This is a genomic window from Amycolatopsis sp., from assembly GCF_036008905.1.
In the GTDB taxonomy this organism is placed as follows: Bacteria; Actinomycetota; Actinomycetes; order Mycobacteriales; family Pseudonocardiaceae; genus Amycolatopsis.
In genome coordinates this window covers 1-2,306 of the sequence record NZ_DASYMU010000160.1, presented here as the reverse complement: position 1 = coordinate 2,306, position 2,306 = coordinate 1, and the positions used below count along the sequence as shown (strand labels likewise).

Below are 2,306 nucleotides of genomic sequence, written 5' to 3'. Positions count from 1 at the left end.
TCTCGTAGTGCTCCGGGGCGAAGTCCGAGGGACTCTCGCCGGTCAGGAACGCCTTGCCGCAGTCGTTCGCGTAGGCGGCGTTCTTCGCGCAGTACGGGGCCGCCGGGATGTACATGACGTTGCCCCAGCCCTTCTGGTCGGGCACCGGGCCTACCTGACGAGGCGGCATCAAGGTCCGCATCGCGCGGCGCGTGATTTGCCCACCACCCGAACATCGGGGTGGACGGCGCAGGGGAAGTAGCACGCCGAACGACGGCGGTCCGGGATGACCGGTCAGCGGTGGCCCGCGACGGTCGGGTCGGGGGTCAGGCGGGTGCGGAGGACCTCGATCTCGTGATCGGCCGCGCCGCGCTGGCGGTGCAGCTCGAGCTGGTGGGCGTGTTAGGTGGCACGGCGTTCGGCCGCGGCGGAGAGCTCGGCGCGGAGCCGGTCGACTATCTCGGTGTGCTCGGCCGCTGCTTGGTGTTGGGCGTCGGCGGCGTCGCGGCGGATCCGGTCGAGCTCGGCCTGGTGCTCGGTGCGCAGCGCCGCCATCCGCGATGTCTCGTGCGGCCAGCTCGGTGCGGTGGTCCTCGACGAGGCCGCGGCACGGCGACGACGGAGAGCCCGAACGCGATCAGGTCGCGCTCGTCGCGCCGGCCACAACGCCGCGAGCGATCTACGGACTGGGCGGGAGCGGCGGCGAGCTAGGCGCTGTTTGGTGGCTCGCCGCCGTGCTCGCCTGCGCCGCCCCCACAGAAGCCGACCAGATCCACGCACCACCCGTCTTGGCTCGCACGCAGCTGCAACTACGACAAGGACCGCCGCCTACTCCGTGGCGCGGAATCGTCGTGCGCTCAGGAAGTACGTCTTAGGTTTGGGGATCAGGCGCGAGGGTGCCGTCCGGGGCGATGTGGTTGAAGATCTGGTCGATCAAGGTCAGTACGTGCGGGTCCTCGATCGCGTAGAAGGTGTAGCGGCCCTCGCGGCGGGCGGAGATCATCCCGGCGAGCCGGAGCTTGCCCAGGTGCTGGCTCGTGGTGGCGAGGCTGAGCCCGACGCGGTGGGCGAGGGTCCCGACGTCGAACGTCTCGTGCGCCATCAGCCACGCCAGGTGCAGCCGCGGTGGGCTGCTGAGCAGGGCGAACGTGGCCGCGGCGGAACGCAGTTGCGGCTGGGTCGGCTCCTCCACGCTCGGTCGGCCCGCGCAGTCACCCGGAACGGCCGCCGACCCGGACGCGTGCGTCATCGTCCGAGTCTTCCCCGCCGCGCCCGACGGCGCCAGCCGGTGACCACTGCCACTCCCCCATTCCGTCAGTTGCGTAATCGACGAAACGTGTGTCAGGGTTGTCGTGTCTGAAGGGGAGTAGTCCGGACGACCTGCTCGTCGACATGCTGAGGATCCCGCGATCCTCCGGCGACAGGGCCCGCCTGATGGCGGGTGGACGAGACCTTCGGCCAGTCGAGTCGTCTGGCCGGAGTGTGCCCCGAGGTCCTCCGGTCGGTGCGGCGCGCCGTCCCGGAAGGACGTCATGTCGTTCAAGTTGATCCGCCCCCTCGCATTGTGCGTACTCATCACGTTGCCCGCGCTGGTGTTCCGCCTCGGCGGGATGCACCCGCCGGCTGTCCTCGGACTGTTCTTGTTCGGTGCCGCGGTGGTGGCGTCATCGTTCCTGCTGGCCTGGGCCGCGGAGGCCGCGCGGGTGGACATTTCCGGCCCGCTCGCCATCGCCATCCTCGCGGTGATCGCCGTGCTCCCCGAGTACGCCGTGGACCTTTACTTCGCCTACACCGCCGGCAGCGACCCCACCTATGTCGCCTACGCCGCGGCGAACATGACCGGCTCCAACCGGCTGCTGCTCGGCCTGGGTTGGTCGGTCGTCGTCGTCATCGCGCTGCTGGTCGCCTCCCGCCGGTCCGGGCGGACCGTGCGGGAGCTGGTGCTCGAGTCCGGGCACCGCGTCGAGATCGGGTTTTTGGCCATCGCCTCGGTGGTGGCGTTCGTGGTCCCGTTGACCGGGCAGATCAGCCTGATCCTGGGCTTCGCCCTGCTCGGGTTCTTCGTCTACTACCTGTGGCGGGTCTCCCACGCCGAGGCGACCGAGCCCGACCTGGTCGGCCCGGCGGCCCGGATCGGCGCCCTGCCCGCACGTTCCCGTCGCGCCATCGTCATCGGCCTGTTCGTTTTCGCCGCGGCGGTCATCCTGGCCTCCGCCGAGCCGTTCGCGAGCTCGCTGATCGAGGCCGGAACCCAGCTCGGGATCGACCAGTTCCTGCTGGTGCAGTGGCTGGCCCCGCTCGCCTCGGAGGCGCCGGAATTCATCGTG

The 2,306-nt window shown here is 70.3% G+C and carries 3 protein-coding genes and 1 pseudogene; 2 read left to right on the top strand and 2 right to left on the bottom strand.

Features of this window, described 5'->3' with window-relative positions:
• Nucleotides 1-169 (bottom strand): YbiU family protein (locus VGP60_RS27965; RefSeq protein ID WP_327551100.1); only part of this gene is annotated, 169 nt, incomplete at its 3' end.
• A gap of 110 nt (nucleotides 170-279) precedes the next feature.
• Between VGP60_RS27965 and VGP60_RS27960 the strand changes: the two genes are divergently transcribed.
• Nucleotides 280-690, top strand: coding sequence for a hypothetical protein (locus VGP60_RS27960; RefSeq protein ID WP_327551099.1), 411 nt, complete (start codon nucleotides 280-282; stop codon nucleotides 688-690).
• Nucleotides 691-850: 160 nt separating this feature from the next.
• Here the strand turns inward: VGP60_RS27960 and VGP60_RS27955 are convergent, their stop codons facing one another.
• Complete coding sequence (locus VGP60_RS27955; RefSeq protein ID WP_327551098.1) at nucleotides 851-1,228, bottom strand: metalloregulator ArsR/SmtB family transcription factor; 378 nt, start codon at nucleotides 1,226-1,228, stop codon at nucleotides 851-853.
• A 283-nt stretch (nucleotides 1,229-1,511) separates the two neighbouring features.
• On the opposite strand from VGP60_RS27955, the pseudogene VGP60_RS27950 reads away from it, so the two are divergent.
• A pseudogene (locus VGP60_RS27950) lies at nucleotides 1,512-2,306 on the top strand (sodium:proton exchanger); the annotation flags it as partial.

What these genes read in the sequence shown, in the direction of transcription:
- VGP60_RS27955 (WP_327551098.1), bottom strand. Translation starts at nt 1,228, where the DNA reads ATGACGCACGCGTCCGGGTCGGCGGCCGTTCCGGGTGACTGCGCGGGC.